Origin of the sequence: Enterobacter sp. KB-221C9, from assembly GCF_041320715.1 — a bacterium.
GTDB classification, from domain to species: domain Bacteria; phylum Pseudomonadota; class Gammaproteobacteria; order Enterobacterales; family Enterobacteriaceae; genus Enterobacter; species Enterobacter asburiae_D.
The window spans coordinates 316,068-334,498 of record NZ_JBGIWG010000003.1 but is presented as its reverse complement, the minus strand read 5'-3'; the positions used below and the strand labels follow the sequence as shown (position 1 = coordinate 334,498).

General features: G+C 55.6%; 17 protein-coding genes. 16 read left to right on the top strand and 1 reads right to left on the bottom strand.

Annotated elements, in window-relative coordinates; genetic code table 11:
• The 6 genes from lnt (at nt 1) to rihA (ending at nt 6,202) form a co-directional block, all read left to right on the top strand.
• The gene (lnt, locus tag AB8846_RS05695) at nt 1-1,539 is read left to right on the top strand and encodes an apolipoprotein N-acyltransferase (RefSeq protein ID WP_370732271.1); all 1,539 of its coding nucleotides are present in this window, start codon (nt 1-3) and stop codon (nt 1,537-1,539) included.
• A 400-nt stretch (nt 1,540-1,939) separates the two neighbouring features.
• On the top strand, nt 1,940-2,845 hold the full coding sequence (locus AB8846_RS05690; RefSeq protein ID WP_063143178.1) for an amino acid ABC transporter substrate-binding protein: 906 nt from the start codon (nt 1,940-1,942) through the stop codon (nt 2,843-2,845).
• Nucleotides 2,846-3,000: 155 nt separating this feature from the next.
• The gene (locus AB8846_RS05685) at nt 3,001-3,741 is read left to right on the top strand and encodes an amino acid ABC transporter permease (protein WP_023310756.1); all 741 of its coding nucleotides are present in this window, start codon (nt 3,001-3,003) and stop codon (nt 3,739-3,741) included.
• Nucleotides 3,741-4,415, top strand: a complete 675-nt coding sequence (gene gltK / locus AB8846_RS05680; protein WP_023334900.1) for a glutamate/aspartate ABC transporter permease GltK — start codon at nt 3,741-3,743, stop codon at nt 4,413-4,415. Before AB8846_RS05685 ends, gltK begins: the two co-directional genes overlap by 1 nt.
• Nucleotides 4,415-5,140, top strand: a complete 726-nt coding sequence (locus tag AB8846_RS05675; RefSeq protein WP_010428605.1) for an amino acid ABC transporter ATP-binding protein — start codon at nt 4,415-4,417, stop codon at nt 5,138-5,140. The genes gltK and AB8846_RS05675 overlap by 1 nt, the downstream gene beginning before the upstream one ends.
• Before the next feature lie 120 nt (nt 5,141-5,260).
• Nucleotides 5,261-6,202, top strand: a complete 942-nt coding sequence (gene rihA, locus AB8846_RS05670; RefSeq protein ID WP_370732270.1) for a pyrimidine-specific ribonucleoside hydrolase RihA — start codon at nt 5,261-5,263, stop codon at nt 6,200-6,202.
• Between the two features lie 79 nt (nt 6,203-6,281).
• Here rihA and AB8846_RS05665 read toward each other — a convergent pair whose 3' ends face one another.
• Nucleotides 6,282-6,764 carry a zinc ribbon-containing protein gene (locus AB8846_RS05665; protein WP_029740138.1) on the bottom strand — a complete coding sequence of 161 codons (483 nt, stop codon included), beginning with the start codon at nt 6,762-6,764 and terminating at the stop codon, nt 6,282-6,284.
• 214 nt (nt 6,765-6,978) lie between these two features.
• Between AB8846_RS05665 and leuS the strand changes: the two genes are divergently transcribed.
• The 10 genes from leuS (at nt 6,979) to dacA (ending at nt 18,417) form a co-directional block, all read left to right on the top strand.
• The gene (gene leuS, locus AB8846_RS05660) at nt 6,979-9,561 is read left to right on the top strand and encodes a leucine--tRNA ligase (RefSeq protein WP_370732269.1); all 2,583 of its coding nucleotides are present in this window, start codon (nt 6,979-6,981) and stop codon (nt 9,559-9,561) included.
• Nucleotides 9,562-9,575: 14 nt separating this feature from the next.
• Nucleotides 9,576-10,145 carry an LPS assembly lipoprotein LptE gene (gene lptE / locus AB8846_RS05655; protein WP_370732268.1) on the top strand — a complete coding sequence of 190 codons (570 nt, stop codon included), beginning with the start codon at nt 9,576-9,578 and terminating at the stop codon, nt 10,143-10,145.
• On the top strand, nt 10,145-11,176 hold the full coding sequence (gene holA / locus AB8846_RS05650; protein ID WP_370732308.1) for a DNA polymerase III subunit delta: 1,032 nt from the start codon (nt 10,145-10,147) through the stop codon (nt 11,174-11,176). The genes lptE and holA overlap by 1 nt, the downstream gene beginning before the upstream one ends.
• Nucleotides 11,169-11,834 carry a nicotinate-nucleotide adenylyltransferase gene (gene nadD, locus AB8846_RS05645; RefSeq protein WP_063143183.1) on the top strand — a complete coding sequence of 222 codons (666 nt, stop codon included), beginning with the start codon at nt 11,169-11,171 and terminating at the stop codon, nt 11,832-11,834. The genes holA and nadD overlap by 8 nt, the downstream gene beginning before the upstream one ends.
• Before the next feature lie 269 nt (nt 11,835-12,103).
• A complete protein-coding gene (gene rsfS / locus AB8846_RS05640) occupies nt 12,104-12,421 on the top strand; it encodes a ribosome silencing factor (RefSeq protein ID WP_023334893.1) in 318 nt (105 codons plus the stop codon).
• 3 nt (nt 12,422-12,424) lie between these two features.
• Nucleotides 12,425-12,892, top strand: coding sequence for a 23S rRNA (pseudouridine(1915)-N(3))-methyltransferase RlmH (gene rlmH, locus AB8846_RS05635; RefSeq protein ID WP_003858701.1), 468 nt, complete (start codon nt 12,425-12,427; stop codon nt 12,890-12,892).
• Nucleotides 12,893-12,920: 28 nt separating this feature from the next.
• A complete protein-coding gene (gene mrdA, locus AB8846_RS05630; protein WP_063143184.1) occupies nt 12,921-14,822 on the top strand; it encodes a peptidoglycan DD-transpeptidase MrdA in 1,902 nt (633 codons plus the stop codon).
• A 2-nt stretch (nt 14,823-14,824) separates the two neighbouring features.
• Nucleotides 14,825-15,937 (top strand): peptidoglycan glycosyltransferase MrdB, encoded by a 1,113-nt coding sequence (gene mrdB, locus AB8846_RS05625; RefSeq protein ID WP_023310746.1) that lies wholly within the window; start codon nt 14,825-14,827, stop codon nt 15,935-15,937.
• Between the two features lie 16 nt (nt 15,938-15,953).
• Nucleotides 15,954-17,066 carry an endolytic peptidoglycan transglycosylase RlpA gene (gene rlpA / locus AB8846_RS05620; protein ID WP_370732267.1) on the top strand — a complete coding sequence of 371 codons (1,113 nt, stop codon included), beginning with the start codon at nt 15,954-15,956 and terminating at the stop codon, nt 17,064-17,066.
• 139 nt (nt 17,067-17,205) lie between these two features.
• A complete protein-coding gene (gene dacA / locus AB8846_RS05615) occupies nt 17,206-18,417 on the top strand; it encodes a D-alanyl-D-alanine carboxypeptidase DacA (RefSeq protein WP_014069323.1) in 1,212 nt (403 codons plus the stop codon).
• Nucleotides 18,418-18,431: the final 14 nt, after the last annotated feature.

Sequence of the window (18,431 nt, the reverse complement as noted above, 5' to 3'; positions counted from 1 at the left end):
ATGGCATTTGCCCCACTGCTTGAACGCCAGCGCGTCCGTTTGCTGCTGGCGCTGTTACTTGGAGCCAGCGGTACGCTGGCTTTTTCTCCTTACGACATCTGGCCCGCGGCCATTCTCTCCCTGATGGGGCTTCAGGGCCTGACCCTGAATCGTCGTCCGGTACAGGCCGCCGCCATCGGTTACTTCTGGGGGCTGGGTCTGTTTGGCTCAGGCATCAACTGGGTTTATGTCAGCATCGCCCAGTTTGGCGGTATGCCGGGCCCGGTTAACGTCTTCCTGGTGGTATTGCTCGCCGCGTATCTCTCGCTCTATACCGGTCTGTTCGCCGGCATCCTTTCTCGCCTGTGGCCAAAAACAACCTGGCTGCGCGTCGCCATTGCCGCGCCGGTGGTCTGGCAACTCACCGAGTTCCTGCGCGGCTGGGTGCTGACGGGCTTCCCATGGCTGCAGTTCGGCTACAGCCAGATTGACGGCCCGCTGAAAGGCCTGGCGCCGGTAATGGGTGTTGAAGCCATCAACTTCCTGTTGATGGTGGTGAGCGGCCTGCTGGTCCTGGCGCTGGTCCAGCGCTGCTGGAAACCGCTGGCCGTGGCGCTGGTGTTGTTCGCCCTGCCCTTCCCGCTGCGTTATATCCAGTGGTTCACGCCTGAGCCCGCGCGCGCCATGCAGGTTTCCATGGTGCAGGGGAATATCCCGCAGTCCATGAAGTGGGATGAGAAAGAGCTGCTGAATACGCTGAAGATCTACGCCAACGCTACCGAAGAGGTGATGGGCAAATCGCAGCTGATTATCTGGCCGGAGTCTGCAATCCCCGATCTGGAAATTAACCAGCAGCCGTTCCTCAACATGATGAACGACCTGCTGCTGGCGCGCGGCAGCACGCTGATCACCGGGATTGTCGATGCGCGTCTGAATCAGCAGAACCGCTACGACACCTACAACAGCATCATTACGCTCGGGAAGGATAGCGAGTACAGCTACCACTCCACTGACCGGTATAACAAGAACCACCTGGTGCCGTTTGGTGAATTTGTCCCGCTGGAGTCGATTCTGCGCCCGCTGGCCCCGTTCTTTGACCTGCCGATGTCCTCTTTCAGCCGCGGCCCGTATGTTCAGCCTCAGCTGCACGCGCACGGCTTTGCCCTGACGGCGGCCATCTGCTACGAAATCATTCTCGGCGAGCAGGTACGCGATAACTTCCGCCCGGATACTGACTATCTGCTGACCATCTCCAACGATGCCTGGTTTGGTAAGTCAATCGGCCCGTGGCAGCACTTCCAGATGGCACGTATGCGCTCCCTGGAGCTGGCGCGTCCGCTGCTGCGCAGCACCAACAACGGCATCACCGCCGTGATTGGTCCGCAGGGTGAAATTCAGGCGATGATCCCGCAGTTTACCCGTGAGGTACTGACCACTAAAGTCACGCCAACTACGGGGCTGACGCCATACGCGCGCACCGGCAACTGGCCGCTGTGGATTTTGACCGTGCTGTTCGGCTTTGGCGCGGTGCTGATGAGCCTGCGTCAGCGTCGTAAATAACCTTCCCTTCTGTTGCCGGGTGGCGCTAACGCTTACCCGGCCTACTTTCCCATGCTGTAGGTCGGGTAAGGCGTAGCCGCCACCCGACAATTCCCTCCAGACGCCCATTCTGGCACGCCTATTGCTTTGTTTATTCAGGTAAACGCAGTTTGGCTTAACGTGCAACTTTGTCGCACCAGCGTAGATCATCGGTAGCACCGAAACGGTGCAACGGGAGATATTTGCCCCTGAATGGTGCGGCGCGCTTCGCAAAAATAAACAATAACGCAGCAAAATCTTTACATTAAGCCAGACTAAATGTTAACAAGCTTGCATAACACTGCACTCGCATTGCGCGAGATATAACAACATCACAATGGGTATCAAAGCGTCTCTGGCGCTGATAAAAAAGGAGTTGGGTATGCAATTACGTAAACTGGCCACAGCAATGCTGGTTATGGGAATGTCTGCAGGCGTGGTTCACGCTGAAGATGCGCCGGCAGCAGGCAGCACTCTCGACAAGATTGCCAAAAACGGCGTCATCGTGGTCGGCCACCGTGAATCTTCTGTCCCGTTCTCTTACTACGACAACACGCAAAAAGTCGTGGGCTATTCACAGGATTACTCCAACGCCATCGTTGAAGCTGTGAAGAAAAAGCTGAACAAACCTGACCTGCAGGTGAAGCTGATCCCAATCACTTCACAGAACCGTATTCCACTGCTGCAAAACGGCACCTTTGACTTCGAGTGTGGTTCCACCACCAACAACCTCGAGCGTCAAAAACAGGCTGCCTTCTCTGACACCATCTTTGTCGTAGGCACCCGTCTGCTGACGAAGAAAGGCGGTGAGGTCAAAGACTTCGCTGACCTGAAAGGCAAAGCGGTTGTTGTCACCTCCGGTACCACGTCAGAAGTGCTGCTGCACAAGCTGAACGACGAGAAGAAAATGGATATGCGCATCATCAGCGCGAAAGACCATGGCGACTCCTTCCGCACCCTGGAAAGCGGTCGTGCCGTCGCGTTTATGATGGATGACGCCCTGCTGGCGGGCGAACGTGCGAAAGCGAAAAAACCAGACAACTGGGATATCGTCGGTACCGCGCAGTCTAAAGAAGCCTACGGCTGTATGCTGCGTAAAGACGATCCGCAGTTCAAAAAGCTGATCGATGACACCATCGCTCAGGTGCAGACCTCCGGCGAAGCCGAAAAATGGTTCGACAAGTGGTTCAAGAACCCGATTCCACCAAAAAACCTGAACATGAATTTTGAACTGTCTGAAGACATGAAAGCGCTGTTCAAATCTCCAAATGACAAGGCTCTTAACTAATTAGAACAACAGGGGCGGGATCTCCTGCCCTCTCGATTGTCGGGAAGCATGGACAGACTATACGCTGAGTGGTCGTTCCCCACTCGGCGCGAAAAATGAGCTTCTCACCAATCTTCGAGGGTAGCGCTGCTACCCTTTTTTTTCTGGAGTTTATTATGTCAATAGACTGGAACTGGGGCATATTCCTGCAACAAGCCCCGTTCGGCAACACCACCTATCTTGGCTGGCTGTGGAGCGGCTTTCAGGTCACCGTGGCATTATCGATAACGGCGTGGATCATCGCGTTTCTTGTCGGTTCTTTGTTCGGTATTCTGCGCACCGTCCCAAACCGTTTTCTTTCAACACTTGGCACCCTGTATGTGGAACTGTTCCGTAATGTTCCGCTGATCGTGCAATTCTTTACCTGGTATCTGGTCATCCCGGAACTGCTGCCGGAAAATATTGGCATGTGGTTCAAGTCGGAACTGGATCCGAACGTACAGTTCTTTGTCTCCTCCATGATGTGTCTGGGGCTGTTTACCGCTGCGCGCGTTTGCGAGCAGGTGCGTGCCGCCATTCAGTCATTACCCCGTGGACAAAAAAATGCGGGCCTGGCGATGGGCCTGACCCTGCCGCAAACCTACCGCTATGTGCTGCTGCCTAACGCCTACCGCGTTATCGTTCCACCGATGACCTCTGAGATGATGAACCTGGTGAAAAACTCGGCCATCGCCTCGACTATCGGCCTGGTCGACATGGCTGCCCAGGCGGGCAAGCTGCTGGATTACTCCGCCCACGCGTGGGAATCCTTCACCGCGATTACGCTCGCGTATGTTCTGATTAACGCTTTCATCATGCTGGTGATGAACCTGGTTGAACGCAAAATCCGCCTGCCGGGTAATCTGGGGGGCAAATAATGTACGAATTTGACTGGAGTTCTATCGTTCCATCCATGCCTTACCTGCTTGATGGCCTGGTGATTACCTTAAAAATCACCGTTATCGCCATCATCATTGGTATCGTCTGGGGTACCCTGCTGGCCGTCATGCGCCTGTCGAGCTTTAAGCCGTTCGCCTGGTTTGCGACCGCCTACGTTAACGTGTTCCGCTCCATCCCGCTGGTGATGGTGCTGCTGTGGTTTTACCTGATTGTACCCGGCTTCCTGCAGAACGTGCTGGGGCTGTCGCCGAAAACCGATATCCGTCTGATCTCCGCCATGGTGGCGTTCTCGATGTTTGAGGCCGCTTACTACTCGGAGATTATCCGCGCGGGCATTCAGAGTATCTCCCGCGGGCAATCCAGCGCCGCGCTCGCGCTGGGGATGACGCACTGGCAGTCCATGCAGCTCATTATTCTGCCGCAGGCGTTTCGCGCCATGGTTCCGCTCCTGCTGACCCAGGGTATCGTGCTGTTCCAGGATACCTCACTGGTCTACGTTCTGAGTCTGGCAGACTTCTTCCGTACCGCGTCAACCATCGGTGAACGTGATGGTACGCAGGTCGAGATGGTGCTCTTTGCGGGTGCGGTCTATTTTGTGATTAGTTTAAGCGCGTCGCTGTTGGTCAGCTGGCTGAAGAAAAGGACGGTATAATGATTTCCCTGAAAAATGTTTCTAAATGGTATGGGCACTTTCAGGTGCTGACCGACTGCTCCACTGAAGTCAAAAAAGGCGACGTAGTGGTGGTGTGCGGGCCGTCCGGCTCCGGTAAATCGACGCTGATCAAAACCGTCAACGGGCTGGAGCCGGTGCAGCAGGGTGAGATCGTCGTCAACGGCACCAAAGTCAACGACAAGAAAACCAACCTCGCCCAGCTTCGCTCTCACGTTGGCATGGTGTTCCAGCATTTTGAGCTGTTCCCTCACCTCTCCATTATTGAGAACCTGACGCTGGCGCAGGTAAAAGTGCTTAAGCGTGATAAAAAAGCGTCGCGCGAGAAAGGCCTGAAGCTCCTGGAACGCGTTGGGCTTTCGGCGCATGCCGATAAGTTCCCGGCACAGCTTTCTGGTGGTCAACAGCAGCGCGTGGCGATCGCCCGCGCGCTGTGTATGGATCCGGTGGCGATGCTGTTTGATGAACCCACGTCGGCGCTCGATCCTGAGATGATCAACGAAGTGCTGGACGTGATGGTCGAGCTGGCGCACGAAGGGATGACCATGATGGTGGTGACCCACGAAATGGGCTTTGCCCGTAAAGTGGCCAACCGCGTGATCTTTATGGACGAAGGGAAAATTGTCGAAGACTCACCGAAAGAAGAGTTCTTCGCTAACCCGAAATCCGACCGCGCCAAAGACTTCCTCGCCAAAATCCTGCACTAATCTTCCCGGTGCGCAATCTGCGGATTGCGCACTGCTTCACGCTTTCACTCACTTCCTCTCGTCGGCGTCACATTGCAGCGTTAACCTTGTCACAAAATAACGCTATGAATGGAGAACGCTATGGCACAACCGATCATTCTCGATTGCGATCCGGGTCATGATGACGCGATCGCGCTCGTCCTTGCACTTGCCTCCCCTGAACTGGACTTGAAAGCCGTCACCTCGTCCGCCGGAAACCAGACCCCTGAAAAAACCCTGCGCAACGTGCTGCGCATGCTCACGCAGCTCAAGCGCACCGATATTCCTGTCGCCGGCGGGGCCGTGAAGCCGCTGATGCGCGAGCTGATTATTGCCGACAACGTTCATGGCGAAAGCGGGCTGGACGGTCCGGCACTGCCGGAGCCGGGCTTTACGCCGCAAAACTGTACCGCCGTGGAGCTGATGGCAAAAGTGCTGCGTGAAAGTGCAGAACCGGTAACGCTGGTGGCTACCGGACCACAAACCAACGTTGCGCTGCTGCTGAACAGCCATCCCGAGCTGCATAATAAAATTGCCCGTATTGTGATTATGGGCGGGGCCATGGGGCTGGGTAACTGGACGCCTGCGGCGGAGTTCAACATCTTTGTCGACCCGGAAGCCGCCGAGATTGTCTTCCAGTCCGGCTTACCGATTGTGATGGCGGGACTGGACGTTACCCACCGCGCGCAGATTATGGCAGACGATATTGAGCGTTTCCGCTCCGTGGGCAATCCGGTTGCGACAACCGTGGCCGAACTGCTTGACTTCTTTATGGAGTATCACAAAGCCGAGAAGTGGGGATTCCACGGCGCGCCCCTGCACGACCCGTGCACGATTGCCTGGCTGCTGAAGCCTGAGATGTTTACCACGGTGGACAGATGGGTTGGCGTGGAGACGCAGGGAAAATATACCCAGGGAATGACGGTGGTGGATTATTACTCGCTGACGGGCAATAAACCGAATACCACGGTGATGGTGGACATTGACCGGGGGGCGTTTGTGGATTTGCTGGCGGAGAGACTGGCTTACTATTCTGCGGCCTGATGCCCTCACCCCGGCCCTCTCCCACAGGGAGAGGGAGCAGACACTAAAAACGGCAACCACGTTGCCGTTTTGCTTTTACCTAGGGCTCAAACGGCCGACGCTGGAACTGATCGTGGCCGCATTTCGGGCACATCGGCAGAACATCCGGCGTATACACCGCAATATGGTGGTGGCAATTCTCGCACACCAGATTTCCCAACCCAACCACCTCACCGCTGTGATACACACCGTGATGGTTCAAATCCTGAAAGACCTCGCGCCACTCCAGCTGCGTTTTATCCGTGATATCGGCCAGCTCTTGCCACAGGCTCTCTTTAATCACCCGCATAAAAACGCTGTCCGTGACCTCCTCCTGACTCTCCTGGTAGCTGCGCGCGAACTCCTCCAGATCGCGACGCACGGCGCGCGTCACCTCTTCCACTTCGGTTCGCGTTAACTCACCCGTTTGCGTCACGCGGGCACGCGCTTGTTCCACCAGCGCGTCGATATCTCTCTCGCCGTTACGCAGCCGTTCCGTCAGTGTCGCCACCAGTTCGCGGTAAAATTGAGCAACCTTGTTCATCATTTTGCCTCCCGGGTAAGTAACTATTTCTAATAATAGACCTTATTTCATCACCGCTTTGTCAGGTGAAGCACAGACCCGGTAAATTCCTGCAAAGCGCATTTGTGCGAAAGGCTGTTTTGACGCGGGCGTTTGGGCTATGCTATGCGGATCTGAATTACCACATCCATTGGCTACATTTGTAGCTGTATTGAAAACAGGACCACTGGCTGCCATGCAAGAGCAATACCGCCCGGAAGAGATAGAATCAAAAGTCCAGCAACACTGGGACGAGAAGCGCACCTTTGAAGTAACCGAAGACGAGAGCAAAGAGAAGTATTACTGCCTGTCGATGCTTCCCTATCCTTCTGGTCGACTACACATGGGCCATGTGCGTAACTACACCATCGGCGATGTGATTGCACGTTACCAGCGCATGCTGGGCAAAAACGTTCTGCAGCCTATCGGTTGGGATGCGTTTGGTCTGCCTGCGGAAGGCGCGGCGGTCAAAAACAACACCGCACCGGCGCCGTGGACGTACGACAACATCGCGTACATGAAAAACCAGCTCAAAATGCTGGGCTTTGGCTATGACTGGAGCCGCGAGCTGGCAACCTGCACCCCGGAATACTATCGCTGGGAGCAGAAGTTCTTCACCGAGCTGTACAAAAAAGGCCTGGTGTATAAGAAGACCTCCGCCGTTAACTGGTGTCCGAATGACCAGACCGTTCTCGCGAACGAACAGGTTATTGACGGCTGCTGCTGGCGCTGTGACACTAAAGTTGAGCGTAAAGAAATCCCACAGTGGTTTATCAAAATCACCGCTTACGCTGATGAGCTGCTGAACGATCTGGATAACCTGGACCACTGGCCTGATACCGTTAAGACCATGCAGCGCAACTGGATCGGCCGTTCTGAAGGCGTAGAAATTACCTTCAACGTTGAGAACTACGACCAGACCCTGACTGTCTACACCACCCGTCCGGACACCTTCATGGGCGCGACCTACCTGGCCGTGGCCGCAGGTCACCCGCTGGCGCAGAAAGCGGCGGAAAACAATCCGGAGCTGGCTACCTTCATCGACGAGTGCCGCAACACCAAAGTGGCAGAAGCCGACATGGCGACGATGGAGAAAAAAGGGGTTGATACCGGCTTTAAAGCCATTCACCCACTGACTGGCGAAGCGATCCCTGTCTGGGCCGCCAACTTCGTTCTGATGGAGTACGGCACAGGCGCCGTGATGGCTGTCCCGGGTCACGACCAGCGCGACTACGAATTTGCCACTAAATATGGCCTGACCATCAAGCCTGTTATCCTGGCGGCTGACGGTTCAGAACCAGACCTGTCTGAACACGCGCTGACTGAAAAAGGTACCCTGTTCAACTCCGGCGAGTTCAGCGGCCTGAGCTTCGAAGAGGGCTTCAACGCCATCGCCGACAAGCTGGCCTCTCTGGGCGTGGGTGAGCGTAAAGTTAACTTCCGTCTGCGCGATTGGGGCGTGTCCCGTCAGCGTTACTGGGGTGCGCCAATCCCGATGGTGACGCTGGAAGATGGCACCGTGATGCCAACGCCTGAAGATCAGCTCCCGGTGATCCTGCCGGAAGACGTGGTCATGGACGGTATCACCAGCCCGATCAAAGCCGATCCTGAGTGGGCAAAAACCACCGTCAACGGCAAGCCTGCACTGCGTGAAACCGACACCTTTGACACCTTTATGGAGTCATCCTGGTACTATGCGCGCTACACCTGCCCGCAGTATCAGGACGGTATGCTCGATTCCGATGCAGCAAACTACTGGCTGCCGGTAGACATCTACATCGGTGGTATCGAACACGCCATCATGCACCTGCTCTACTTCCGCTTCTTCCACAAACTGATGCGCGATGCGGGCATGGTGAACTCTGACGAACCAGCAAAACAGCTGCTGTGTCAGGGCATGGTGCTGGCAGATGCGTTCTATTACGTCGGTGCCAACGGCGAGCGTAACTGGGTTTCTCCGGTTGATGCGATCGTTGAGCGCGACGAGAAGGGCCGTATCGTTAAGGCGAAAGACGCCGAAGGTCATGAACTGGTCTACACCGGCATGAGCAAGATGTCCAAGTCGAAAAACAACGGCATCGATCCGCAGGTGATGGTTGAGCGTTACGGTGCAGATACCGTGCGTCTGTTCATGATGTTTGCCTCTCCGGCGGACATGACCCTGGAATGGCAGGAGTCTGGCGTGGAAGGCGCGAACCGCTTCCTGAAACGCGTCTGGAAACTGGTTTACGAGCACACCGCACTGGGCGATGCGCCGGCACTGAACGCCGCCGCACTGACTGAAGATCAGCAGGCGCTGCGTCGTGATGTTCATAAAACGATTGCGAAAGTGACCGATGATATTGGTCGTCGTCAGACCTTCAATACCGCAATTGCGGCTATTATGGAACTGATGAACAAGCTGGCGAAGGCCCCGCAGGACGGCGAGCAGGATCGTGCCTTAATGCGTGAAGCCCTGCTGGCCGTTGTTCGCATGCTGAACCCGTTCACTCCGCACGTTAGCTTTACCCTGTGGCAGGAGCTGAAAGGCGAAGGCGATATCGACAACGCGCCGTGGCCAGTGGCAGACGAATCAGCGATGGTGGAAAACACGACGCTGGTTGTGGTCCAGGTAAACGGCAAAGTCCGCGGTAAAATTACCGTGGCGGTCGATGCAACCGAAGAACAGGTTCGCGAGCGCGCAGGCCAGGAAACTCTGGTCGCAAAATATCTTGAGGGCGTTACCGTACGTAAAGCGATCTACGTACCGGGTAAACTGCTCAATCTGGTCGTTGGCTAAGCGCGGGAGGAAACGTGCGACAACTGGCAACAATACTCTTATCTCTGGCGGTGCTTGTCACCGCTGGCTGTGGCTGGCACCTGCGCAATACTACGGCGGTGCCTGCTGAGATGAAAACGATGATTTTCGACTCATCAGATCCGAATGGCCCACTCAGCCGGGCAATTCGTAATCAGCTACGTCTGAACGGCGTTGAACTTGTTGAGAAAGACACGCTGCGCCAGGACATTCCATCTCTGCGTCTCCTGGGGATGTCTCTCGGCAAAGATACAGCCTCTATTTTCCAGGACGGTCGTACCGCAGAGTACCAGATGGTTATGACGGTCAACGCAGCCGTTCTGATCCCGGGTAAAGACATCTACCCAATCAGCACGAAAGTGTATCGTTCGTTCTTCGATAACCCGCAGACGGCGCTGGCAAAAGATGCCGAGCAGCAGATTATCATCAACGAAATGTACGACAAGGCGGCGGAACAGCTGATCCGTAAACTGCCAGGTATTGCAGCGTCAACCAAACAAGGATCTGACATCGTTGAAAAACCGGTTGCTGGCACGCTTCCTGCTGCTACCTCTCTGGGTAAATGATGATCAGGCTGTATCCTGAACAACTCCGCGCGCAGCTCAATGAAGGGCTGCGCGCGGCGTATCTGCTTCTTGGAAACGATCCGCTATTACTTCAGGAAAGTCTGGATGCCGTGAGACATGCGGCAGCCGCTCAGGGCTTTGATGAGCACCACACCGTCCAGCTGGATAACAACACCGACTGGAACGCCCTCTTCTCGCTTTGTCAGGCGATGAGCCTTTTTGCTTCGCGCCAGACAATTCAGATCCTGCTCCCGGATAATGGTCCTAACGCGGCCATGAATGAGCAACTCGCCACGCTGGTCAGCCTGTTACATAGCGATCTGCTCTTTATTGTACGTGGCAACAAGCTTACCAAAGCCCAGGAAAACGCGGCGTGGTTTACCCAGCTCGCAGCCCACGCGGTGCAGGTCACCTGTCAGACGCCTGAGCAGGCGCATCTGCCCAAATGGGTGGCCGCGAGAGCGAAGCAAAACAACCTTCAGCTGGATGATGCGGCGAATCAACTGCTCTGCTACTGCTATGAAGGTAACCTGCTGGCCCTGGCGCAGGCGCTGGACAGACTCTCTCTGCTCTGGCCGGACGGCAAACTCACCTTGCCGCGCGTCGAGCAGGCTGTTAACGACGCGGCGCACTTCACGCCGTTCCACTGGGTGGACGCGCTGCTGTCGGCGAAGAGCAAACGCGCCCTGCATATTCTGCAACAGCTGCGTCTTGAAGGGAGCGAACCCGTCATTCTGCTGCGTACGCTGCAGCGCGAATTGCTGCTGCTGATTACGCTCAAGCGTCAGTCTGCCCATACGCCGCTGCGTTCGCTGTTTGATAAACACCGCGTGTGGCAAAATCGCCGGGCTTTGACCACCGAGGCCGTCAACCGCCTGAGTCATGAACAGCTTCGTCAGGCTGTACAGCTTCTGATGCGCGCAGAGCTCACGTTAAAACAAGATTACGGCCAGTCGGTCTGGGCAGAGCTGGAAAGCCTTTCTCTGCTGCTCTGCCACAAGGCGCTGGCAGACGTTTTTATTGATGGATAGTATGCATTCTTTACAGGCCTTGTATGGCGGCACCTTCGACCCGGTACATTACGGGCATCTGAAGCCGGTTGAAATTCTGGCGAATCTGATCGGCCTTCAGCGCGTCACCATCATGCCCAATAATGTTCCGCCCCATCGTCCACAGCCCGAGGCGACCAGCGAGCAGCGAAAAGAGATGCTTGCCCTTGCTATCGCAGATAAGCCGCTCTTCCGACTTGACGAGCGTGAGCTGCGTCGCGACACACCCTCCTGGACGTCTCAGACGCTTCAGGAGTGGCGCGCCGAACAAGGGCCAGACCAGCCGCTGGCGTTTATCATCGGCCAGGATTCCCTGCTGAATTTCCCCACGTGGCATCAGTATGAAACCATTCTGGAGAACAGCCATCTTCTCGTCTGCCGCCGTCCCGGCTACCCGCTGACCATGCGCGAAGAGCAGTACCAGCAGTGGCTGGAAGACCACCTCACCGATAACGTTGAAGATCTTCACAATCAGCCTGCCGGGAAAATCTATCTGGCGGAAACGCCGTGGTTTGATATCTCTGCGACCCTCATTCGTGAGCGTTTACAGCAGGGTTTAGCATGTGACGATCTGCTGCCGACCCCGGTGCTGGCCTATATCCATACGCACGGTTTGTATCAGAAAAGCGCAGATGAATAGCCGGAGGGTATAAAAAGCGGCTTATTGTTTATCCTGCCTTGACAGGGTAAGCCATACTGTTATTCTCCGCTGCCAGGCTTTCCTGCCGATCATTGCTTTACAGAAATTGTTTTACAAAAATGGCGATGCAATCTCAGGCAGAGGGTGGGATGATACCCGCCTTCAAAAGCCCGGCCGGAGACATTTGTCCCGACACAGGCGTGAGTTCAGGTATACTGTCTGGCTACGAATTCAAAGTTTTACAATCTTATTCACCCCAGGGGGAAAACTTGCAGGGTAAAGCACTCCAGGATTTTGTTATTGACAAAATTGATGACCTGAAAGGTCAGGACATCATCGCTATCGACGTTAAGGGTAAATCCAGTATTACCGACTGCATGATCATCTGCACCGGTACATCTACGCGTCATGTTGTTTCGATTGCCGATCACGTGGTTCAGGAATCGCGTGCCGCAGGGCTGTTGCCGCTGGGTGTTGAAGGTGAAGCGACGGCTGACTGGGTGGTTGTCGACCTCGGCGATGTGATTGTCCACGTTATGCAGGACGAGAGCCGTCGCCTGTATGAGCTGGAAAAACTCTGGGGTTAATGCGTGAAGTTGCAGCTGGTCGCCGTCGGCACAAAAATGCCGGACTGGGTACAAACCGGTTTTACTGAATATCTGCGTCGTTTTCCAAAAGACATGCCGTTCGAGCTGGTGGAAATTCCCGCCGGTAAGCGCGGCAAGAACGCCGATATCAAACGTATTCTCGATAAAGAGGGCGAACTGATGCTGGCTGCCGCAGGCAAAAACCGCATCGTCACCCTCGATATTCCAGGAAAACCCTGGGATACGCCGCAGCTGGCGCACGAACTGGAGCGCTGGAAGCAGGATGGCCGTGACGTCAGTCTGTTGATTGGCGGACCAGAAGGGTTATCCCCCGCCTGCAAAGCCGCGGCTGAACAAAGTTGGTCCCTCTCCGCGCTGACGCTTCCCCACCCGCTCGTCCGGGTACTGGTGGCAGAAAGCCTGTATCGCGCGTGGAGCATTACTACCAACCACCCCTATCACCGCGAGTAATGACTGACCAGGGTAGATTAAGCAGCGGATGAAACTACAGAATTCTTTTCGCGACTATACGGCTGAGTCCGCGCTGTTTGTGCGCCGGGCGCTTGTCGCCTTTACCGGGATTTTGCTGCTTACCGGCGTGCTGATCGCCAACCTTTATAATCTGCAAATTGTCCGCTTTACCGACTACCAGACGCGTTCAAACGAAAACCGTATTAAGCTGGTGCCTATCGCTCCCAGCCGCGGCATTATTTACGATCGTAACGGCACCCCGCTGGCGCTAAACCGCACCATCTATCAAATCGAGATGATGCCGGAAAAAGTCGATAACGTTCAGGATACGCTGGAAGCGCTGAAAAGCGTTGTCGATCTTAACGATGACGATATTGCCGCCTTCAAAAAAGAGCGCTCCCGCTCCCATCGTTTCACCTCCATTCCGGTTAAAACCAATCTGACGGAAGTCCAGGTAGCCCGCTTTGCGGTAAACCAGTACCGCTTCCCCGGCGTGGAAGTGAAGGGATATAAGCGTCGCTACTATCCCTACGGCTCCGCGCTGACGCATGTGATTGGCTACGTCTCCAAGATTAACGACAAAGACGTCGACCGCCTCGATAAAGACGGCAAGCTGGCAAACTACGCTGCAACGCACGATATCGGTAAGCTGGGGATCGAACGTTACTACGAAGACGTCCTGCACGGGCAAACCGGCTATGAAGAGGTTGAGGTTAACAACCGCGGCCGCGTGATTCGCCAGCTGAAAGAAGTGCCTCCTCAGGCGGGGCATGACGTCTATCTGACGCTCGATCTTAAACTTCAGCAGTATATCGAAACCCTGCTGGCAGGCAGCCGTGCAGCCGTTGTGGTCACCGATCCTCGTACCGGCGGTATCCTGGCAATGGTCTCCATGCCTAGCTATGACCCGAACCTCTTCGTTGACGGCATTTCCAGTAAAGACTATTCCGGTCTGCTGAACGATCCGAACACGCCGCTGGTGAACCGCGCGACGCAAGGGGTTTACCCGCCGGCATCAACGGTTAAACCGTACGTGGCGGTCTCTGCGCTGAGTGCCGGCGTCATCAATCGTAATACCAGCCTGTTCGACCCGGGCTGGTGGCAGCTGCCGGGTTCAGACAAGCGCTATCGTGACTGGAAAAAATGGGGCCACGGTCATCTGAACGTCACCAAATCGCTGGAGGAATCTGCGGATACCTTCTTCTATCAGGTGGCGTATGACATGGGTATCGATCGCCTGTCAGAGTGGATGAGCAAATTCGGCTACGGGCATTACACCGGCGTTGACCTTTCAGAAGAACGTTCTGGCAACATGCCAACGCGTGAATGGAAGCTGAAGCGCTTTAAAAAACCGTGGTATCAGGGTGACACCATTCCGGTGGGTATCGGCCAGGGCTACTGGACGGCGACGCCGATTCAGATGAACAAAGCCATGATGATACTCATCAATGATGGCGTGGTAAAAGTGCCTCATCTGCTACAGAGCACGGTTGAAGACGGCAAAAAAGTGCCGTGGAACCAGCCGCACGAGGCCCCGGTGGGTGACATTCATTCCGGCTTCTGGGAAATTGCGAAAGACGGTATGTACGGCGTGGCAAACCGCCCGAACGGTACCGCGCACAAGTACTTCGCCGGTACGCCGTACAAAGTGGCCGCAAAATCCGGTACTGCGCAGGTATTTGGTCTGAAAGCCAACGAAACCTATAACGCGCACCGCATTGCTGAACGTCTGCGTGACCATAAGCTGATGACGGCGTTTGCCCCTTATGACAACCCGCAGGTCGCGGTGGCGATGATTCTGGAGAACGGCGGTGCCGGGCCAGCAGTAGGGACCATCATGCGCCAGATCCTTGACCACATTATGCTGGGTGATAACAACACCGAACTGCCGGCTGAAAACCCGGCCGCCGCTGCGGCGGAGGACCAATAATCATGACGGATAATCCAAATAAAAAATCGCTGTGGGACAAAATCCACATCGACCCAGCCATGCTGCTGATCCTGCTGGCTCTGCTGGTTTACAGCGCCCTGGTTATCTGGAGCGCCAGCGGCCAGGACATTGGCATGATGGAGCGTAAAATCGGCCAGATCGCCATGGGTCTGATCATCATGGTGGTGATGGCGCAAATTCCGCCGCGCGTCTACGAAGGCTGGGCGCCCTACCTCTACATCTTCTGTATTATTTTGCTGGTTGCGGTAGATGCGTTTGGCGCCATATCAAAAGGGGCGCAGCGCTGGCTGGATCTGGGCGTTGTCCGCTTCCAGCCTTCGGAAATTGCCAAAATCGCCGTTCCACTGATGGTGGCACGCTTTATCAACCGCGACGTCTGTCCACCGTCTCTGAAAAATACCGCCATCGCGCTGGTGCTGATTTTCCTGCCGACGCTGCTGGTTGCGGCGCAGCCTGACCTTGGCACCTCAATCCTTATCGCCCTCTCCGGCCTGTTTGTCCTTTTCCTGTCGGGACTGAGCTGGCGTCTGATTGGTATCGCGGTGGTGCTGATTGCGGCGTTCATTCCTATCCTCTGGTTCTTCCTGATGCATGATTACCAGCGCCAGCGCGTCATGATGCTGCTCGATCCGGAAACCGATCCGCTGGGGGCGGGCTATCATATTATTCAGTCCAAGATTGCGATTGGCTCCGGCGGGCTGCGCGGTAAAGGCTGGCTGCACGGCACGCAGTCACAGCTGGAATTCTTACCGGAACGCCACACCGACTTTATTTTCGCCGTACTGGCGGAAGAGCTGGGGCTGGTGGGTATCCTGATACTCCTGGCGCTCTATGTCCTGCTGATCATGCGGGGATTGTGGATTGCAGCGCGCGCGCAAACCACCTTTGGTCGCGTCATGGCTGGCGGGTTGATGCTGATTTTATTCGTTTATGTCTTCGTAAATATTGGTATGGTGAGTGGTATTCTGCCGGTGGTAGGCGTACCGCTGCCGCTGGTGAGTTACGGAGGCTCGGCACTTATCGTGTTGATGGCCGGGTTTGGTATCGTGATGTCGATCCATACCCACAGAAAAATGTTGTCAAAAAGCGTATAAAAATAAGGGGATCGGAATGCGTAAGCAGTGGCTGGGGATCTGCATCGCGGCAAGTTTACTTGCGGCCTGCACAAGTGATGATGGTCAGCAACAGGCAACCGTCGCGCCGCCGCAGCCTGCGGTGTGTAATGGCCCGATCGTTGAAATCAGCGGTGCCGATCCCGTTTATGAACCGCTGAATGCCAGTGCCAATCAGGATTACGAGCGCGACGGCAAAAGCTACAAAATTGTTCAGGATCCGTCCCGTTTCAGTCAGGCGGGCTTTGCCGCCATTTATGATGCCGAGCCGGGCAGTAACCTGACGGCTTCCGGGGAAGCGTTCGACCCCATGCAGCTGACGGCGGCACACCCAACGCTGCCGATCCCGAGCTACGCCCGTATCACCAACCTGGCTAATGGCCGCATGATCGTCGTGCGTATCAACGACCGCGGCCCCTACGGGAATGACCGGGTGATTTCCCTGTCGCGCGCGTCTGCCGATCGCCTGAACACCTCGAACAACACCAAAGTCCGTATTGACCCGATTATCGTCGCGCAGGATGGTTCGCTCTCCGGGCCAGGTACCGCGTGTACGACGGTGGCAAAACAGACCTATGCCCTTCCTGACCGCCCAAATCTTGACGGCGGAATGGGAAGCGTCTCGTCTCCGGCAGAGCCTGCTCAGCCGGGGGGAGAAATACGCCCGATCAGCAATGACACGCTGCAAAGCGATGATTCTACCGGCGCACCGGTAAAGAGTAGCGGCTTTCTTGGCGCGCCGACGACCTTAGCCTCGGGCGTGCTGGAAGGAAGTGAGCCGACTCCAGCCCCTGCTCCCGTAGCTGCGCCAGCAACCCAGCCAGCTCCCGTAACGGCGCCAGCGGCCACGCAAAGTGCGGCGGTGGCGGCTCCAGCAGCGGCCAGCGGCAGCTATCTGGTTCAGGTAGGCGCAGTGAGCGATCAGGCCCGAGCCAAACAGTATCAACAGCGTCTGAGCCAGCAGTTTGGCGTACCAGGACGCGTTGAGCAGAACGGCGCGGTCTGGCGTATTCAGATGGGGCCGTTTGCCAGCAAATCGCAGGCAGCATCCCTGCAGCAGCGTCTGCAGAATGAGGCTCAACTTCAGTCATTTATCGCTGTTGCGAAATAATGAACCGGCGGTATCCGAATTGTCAGTTAGTGTAAAATACATTCACAAACTCATGCTTAAAGTCGGATGCCTGCCTGAATAGCATTTGCTATAGTAAGGCACTTTTTTTAATTCCATCACGGATGTCGTAGTTCTGACCATGAAGACCACTTTTTCTGCTCGTTTTGTGCAGCGCATGGCGCTGACCACGGCCCTTTGCGCTGCTGCGCTCTCCGCAGCTCACGCCGATGACCTGAATATCAAGACCATGATCCCTGGCGTTCCGCAAATCGACGCGGAATCCTACATCCTGATCGATTACAACTCTGGCAAAGTGCTGGCAGAACAGAATGCCGATGCCCGCCGTGACCCGGCCAGCCTGACCAAAATGATGACCAGCTACGTTATCGGCCAGGCGATGAAGGCAGGTAAATTCAAAGAATCGGATCTGGTCACCATCGGTAACGACGCGTGGGCAACCGGGAACCCTGTCTTCAAAGGTTCCTCTCTGATGTTCCTGAAGCCGGGTATGCAGGTTCCTGTTTCCCAGCTGATTCGTGGTATCAACCTGCAGTCGGGTAACGATGCCTGCGTGGCGATGGCCGATTTCGCCGCCGGTAGCCAGGATGCCTTCGTGGGTCTGATGAACAGCTACGTCACCGCGCTGGGTCTGAAAAACAGCCACTTCCAGACCGTACACGGCCTGGACGCAGACGGTCAGTACAGCTCCGCACGCGATATGGCCCTGATTGGTCAGGCGCTGATCCGCGATGTCCCTAATGAATACTCTATCTATAAAGAGAAAGAGTTCACCTTCAACGGTATTCGTCAGACCAACCGTAACGGCCTGCTGTGGGATAACAGCCTGAACGTTGACGGCATTAAAACTGGCCACACCGACAAAGCGGGCTACAACCTGGTGGCTTCTGCCACTGAAGGTCAGATGCGTCTGATCTCTGCCGTGATGGGCGGCCGCACCTTTAAAGGTCGTGAAACAGAAAGCAAGAAACTGCTGACCTGGGGCTTCCGTTTCTTCGAAACCGTGAATCCACTGAAAGCAGGCAAAGAGTTTGCGTCTGAACCCGTCTGGTTCGGCGACAACGACCGTGCTTCTCTCGGCGTCGATAAAGACCTCTACCTGACCATTCCGCGCGGTCGTATGAAGGATCTGAAAGCCAGCTACGTGCTGAACAGCACCGAGCTGCATGCCCCACTGCAGAAAAACCAGGTTGTGGGCACGATCAACTTCCAGCTGGATGGAAAAACGATCGATCAGCGTCCGCTGGTTGTCCTGCAAGAAATTCCTGAAGGCAATTTCTTCGGCAAAATCATTGATTACATTAAATTGATGTTCCACCACTGGTTTGGTTAAAAATTGAACACTTG

What these genes read in the sequence shown, in the direction of transcription:
- lnt (WP_370732271.1), top strand. Translation starts at nt 1, where the DNA reads ATGGCATTTGCCCCACTGCTTGAACGCCAGCGCGTCCGTTTGCTGCTG.
- AB8846_RS05690 (WP_063143178.1), top strand. Translation starts at nt 1,940, where the DNA reads ATGCAATTACGTAAACTGGCCACAGCAATGCTGGTTATGGGAATGTCT.
- AB8846_RS05685 (WP_023310756.1), top strand. Translation starts at nt 3,001, where the DNA reads ATGTCAATAGACTGGAACTGGGGCATATTCCTGCAACAAGCCCCGTTC.
- gltK (WP_023334900.1), top strand. Translation starts at nt 3,741, where the DNA reads ATGTACGAATTTGACTGGAGTTCTATCGTTCCATCCATGCCTTACCTG.
- AB8846_RS05675 (WP_010428605.1), top strand. Translation starts at nt 4,415, where the DNA reads ATGATTTCCCTGAAAAATGTTTCTAAATGGTATGGGCACTTTCAGGTG.
- rihA (WP_370732270.1), top strand. Translation starts at nt 5,261, where the DNA reads ATGGCACAACCGATCATTCTCGATTGCGATCCGGGTCATGATGACGCG.
- AB8846_RS05665 (WP_029740138.1), bottom strand. Translation starts at nt 6,764, where the DNA reads ATGAACAAGGTTGCTCAATTTTACCGCGAACTGGTGGCGACACTGACG.
- leuS (WP_370732269.1), top strand. Translation starts at nt 6,979, where the DNA reads ATGCAAGAGCAATACCGCCCGGAAGAGATAGAATCAAAAGTCCAGCAA.
- holA (WP_370732308.1), top strand. Translation starts at nt 10,145, where the DNA reads ATGATCAGGCTGTATCCTGAACAACTCCGCGCGCAGCTCAATGAAGGG.
- nadD (WP_063143183.1), top strand. Translation starts at nt 11,169, where the DNA reads ATGGATAGTATGCATTCTTTACAGGCCTTGTATGGCGGCACCTTCGAC.
- mrdA (WP_063143184.1), top strand. Translation starts at nt 12,921, where the DNA reads ATGAAACTACAGAATTCTTTTCGCGACTATACGGCTGAGTCCGCGCTG.
- mrdB (WP_023310746.1), top strand. Translation starts at nt 14,825, where the DNA reads ATGACGGATAATCCAAATAAAAAATCGCTGTGGGACAAAATCCACATC.
- rlpA (WP_370732267.1), top strand. Translation starts at nt 15,954, where the DNA reads ATGCGTAAGCAGTGGCTGGGGATCTGCATCGCGGCAAGTTTACTTGCG.
- dacA (WP_014069323.1), top strand. Translation starts at nt 17,206, where the DNA reads ATGAAGACCACTTTTTCTGCTCGTTTTGTGCAGCGCATGGCGCTGACC.